Below are 2,824 nucleotides of genomic sequence, written 5' to 3'. Positions count from 1 at the left end.
TCCCGCCTGTAATTCCCATCGGTAACATTCCTAAAGTGAAATGACAGTTAGACTTTGTTTAGAAAATAAAAAGAGAGATCAACTATCCTGAGATAGATGATGTTGTAGATAGGCATTGTCACCTTGTCGGCGACTCCGTATGGCGTACTCATACGCCAATTGTTAAAGAGCGGGGTATTACTTACTATGCGACCTTGTTGTATAAGCTAGGTCTGTATTTCAGCTTACCGTTAGTGATTCGATTTAATTTGAGAGCCGCTAACTCCGGAATAATTTCTTTCCATTGAGAAACTGCCGCATCTGAAACATTTAGTTTCTCAGCGATAACTTTTTGGCTACCAAAAAACTTCACCGCTTCTTTTTTATACATACTTGTAATCTCCATTTAAGATGACTTCAATTATTTAACAGAAGGAATCTTAAGTCAAGAGGGTTTAAGATTACTTAATTATGAAAACGACTATTGGTGAGCGCATTAGATTGCGCAGAAAAGAGCTTGAACTCACCCAAAGAGATCTCGGCAAGCTTGTCAGGGTCTCGTATGCTGCTATTTCTCAGTGGGAAAGAGAAGAGACCGAGCCAAAAGGAGATAATTTATTGGCGTTAGCATCCGCATTGGGGTGCTCACCAGAATATATTCTCAGAGGTGGTGAGCTTGATGATAATGCAAACGTTTCATTTATTAAGTTCAATAGGACTAGGGGGGAATATCCGCTAATTAGTTGGGTTTGTGCTGGAAATTGGAGTGAAGCGGTGGAGCCTTACCATAGAAGATCTATTGATGACTGGTATGAAACTACCGTCAGTTGTTCCGGTGATTCCTTTTGGTTAGAAGTGAAAGGAGACTCAATGACATCACCATCTGGATTAAGCATTCCAGAGGGGATGATGATTTTAGTTGATCCTGAAATAGAACCTGTTAACGGTAAATTGGTTGTCGCAAAACTGGAAAGCGATAACGAAGCAACTTTTAAGCAATATATTATTGATGCTGGAAATCATTATCTAAAACCCCTCAACCCACAATACAGAATGATATCAATCAATGGAAATTGCAGAATCATTGGTGTTGTTGTGGATGCTAAAATCGCTAGACTCCCATAATTAAAACCTCAAGTCCTCTGCGGAGGGCTTTTGCTTATCTATATCTATTCAATCTCATCTCAAGATGCCTTCAATTTTAATTTAAGATATTTTAAATAATCTGTTGACATATCCATTGAAGTTATCTTAAATTACATTGCATCGAACAAGCAGTACGCTCTTTAACATCTCTGGCGGCGCTGACAAAGTGCCAACCCACAACCAGCCGGTTTTGGTGTGTAGTGAAAGCAAGGTGAATGACTGCACCCCAAAACCAACTGATTGGAGGATTTATGACAACTATCATCATGAAGAAGTCATGTAAGCCTGAATTTTTACGGGGTAATGCTATTAGCAGGCGTCATGCCAGACGGAAGGCGGAAGCAATATCAAGGAATGCTGTAGAAAGTATTCTGAATGATATATGGCCTGAACAAAAAGAGCCGAAGAAAGATCGCCCAGTTCTATCACTAAGAACCAAATCAGTACCTAGTTTCGATAACTGCTGCTTACCAGAAGTAGCACTTTATTCAACCAAAACCAAGTCCCGCCGTCTGGAGTCGGGCGGGGTTACTGCGAGATATTAAATAACAGGAGAAGAATAATGGAATTTAAAGATTTACCGGAATCAATTCAGACAATTGCCGCTCATACTCTAAAAGCTATGATAGAGCAAAATAATGCGGACAAGGAACTAGCCAAGGAAATGGCTAGTTCAATTAATGATGCATTTACTTCTTTATATGAAGCTAATTAACTATTGTGAAATTTCTTGAAGTGATTATACACTGTTGAGTACACATATAATAATGCTTCTGTATTGTTCTTTACCCCTACACCATGCACACCGCCAACTTTATCTGCTCTAATTAATTCGATAAGTACTTGTTGAGCGGCTTGCTCTGGGTTTTTCTTGGGATCAATTACATCAGACATTTAGCATCTCCTTCTTGACTATGGAATAACCAAGTTATCAGTTTTCCTTGACTGTGGAAAGTGGGGAACTCACGCCGCCTGAGTGAGTTATCAAATCAGGCAACTAACTCCAGCTCATTTCCGAGTGGGCTGTGGTGAGTTACTCTGATATATTCCGAAGATCTTACTATAGATTCATAAGGGAATATGTATGGAAGATATATTATCAGTAATAAAAACCATTCACATGTTTTACGTTGTATTAGCTGGGAATTTATTAGGTTGGCCTTCCACTATTGTTGGGCTTATTTTAGTTGTAGCAGCATGTACAGTAGTAAAAAAGATAGGTGGTAAAATATTATGCCTAATATTAGCTGCATTTGTTTTATACCCACCAATAGTATGTATCTATGATGGAATGCCATTTTATAAATGAATGGTAGTCACCTTAAATATGAGCCTCGCAAATGCGAGGTTTTTTATTACCTGAATATAGGAAGATGTAATGAGCAGAATTAATCTAACAATTAAACAAATACAGTATATCTGTGATATGGCTGGTATATCTTATGAGAAAGTTGAAGAAAGCAGATTGAATGAAGAATATACCATCGGTAAAGTAGGCATTCAAGATGAAGGTGGGATTTACTTCGAACAAATGGGGGTCTATTGCACTGATTATCCAGAAGATGGCGCTATGTCTTTGGAGGATAGATAATGAAAAATGAAAAACCCGATGAAATAACATTAAGAGATTATTTTGCGGCTAATGCAATGTCTGCAATTGTTCGTCGTTACGATGGTATGGGCTTCGGTGGGAATAAAG

The 2,824-nt window shown here is 38.4% G+C and carries 7 protein-coding genes; 5 read left to right on the top strand and 2 right to left on the bottom strand.

The window, feature by feature from the left end; genetic code table 11:
• Positions 1-184: 184 nt before the first annotated feature.
• Entirely contained in the window at positions 185-370 is a 186-nt protein-coding gene (locus tag Xsto_RS20130) for a Cro/CI family transcriptional regulator (protein WP_099126232.1), read from the bottom strand.
• Positions 371-450: 80 nt separating this feature from the next.
• On the opposite strand from Xsto_RS20130, the gene Xsto_RS20125 reads away from it, so the two are divergent.
• The 3 genes from Xsto_RS20125 to Xsto_RS21750 all read left to right on the top strand — a co-directional run bounded on the left by Xsto_RS20125 (position 451) and on the right by Xsto_RS21750 (position 1,840).
• Positions 451-1,104 (top strand): LexA family protein, encoded by a 654-nt coding sequence (locus Xsto_RS20125; protein WP_099126231.1) that lies wholly within the window; start codon positions 451-453, stop codon positions 1,102-1,104.
• A gap of 272 nt (positions 1,105-1,376) precedes the next feature.
• Positions 1,377-1,670, top strand: coding sequence for a transcriptional antitermination N peptide (locus Xsto_RS20120; RefSeq protein ID WP_099126233.1), 294 nt, complete (start codon positions 1,377-1,379; stop codon positions 1,668-1,670).
• Positions 1,671-1,687: 17 nt separating this feature from the next.
• Positions 1,688-1,840: a hypothetical protein gene (locus tag Xsto_RS21750; protein WP_169926708.1), complete on the top strand. Its 153-nt coding sequence runs from the start codon at positions 1,688-1,690 to the stop codon at positions 1,838-1,840.
• On the opposite strand, the gene Xsto_RS20115 is transcribed toward Xsto_RS21750, so the two are convergent.
• Entirely contained in the window at positions 1,837-2,019 is a 183-nt protein-coding gene (locus Xsto_RS20115; protein ID WP_099126230.1) for a hypothetical protein, read from the bottom strand. The two genes, Xsto_RS21750 and Xsto_RS20115, sit on opposite strands and share 4 nt — an antisense overlap.
• 190 nt (positions 2,020-2,209) lie before the next feature.
• Here Xsto_RS20115 and Xsto_RS20110 point away from each other — a divergent pair, with 190 nt between their 5' ends.
• Positions 2,210-2,434, top strand: coding sequence for a hypothetical protein (locus tag Xsto_RS20110; RefSeq protein ID WP_099126229.1), 225 nt, complete (start codon positions 2,210-2,212; stop codon positions 2,432-2,434).
• 69 nt (positions 2,435-2,503) lie between these two features.
• Positions 2,504-2,716: a hypothetical protein gene (locus Xsto_RS20105; protein WP_099126228.1), complete on the top strand. Its 213-nt coding sequence runs from the start codon at positions 2,504-2,506 to the stop codon at positions 2,714-2,716.
• The last annotated feature ends 108 nt before the right edge of the window (positions 2,717-2,824 follow it).

It is taken from the genome of Xenorhabdus stockiae (assembly GCF_002632825.1).
Lineage (GTDB): Bacteria > Pseudomonadota > Gammaproteobacteria > Enterobacterales > Enterobacteriaceae > Xenorhabdus > Xenorhabdus stockiae.
Note: the sequence above shows the minus strand (reverse complement) of the source record. Positions and strands in the feature narration are given on the sequence as shown.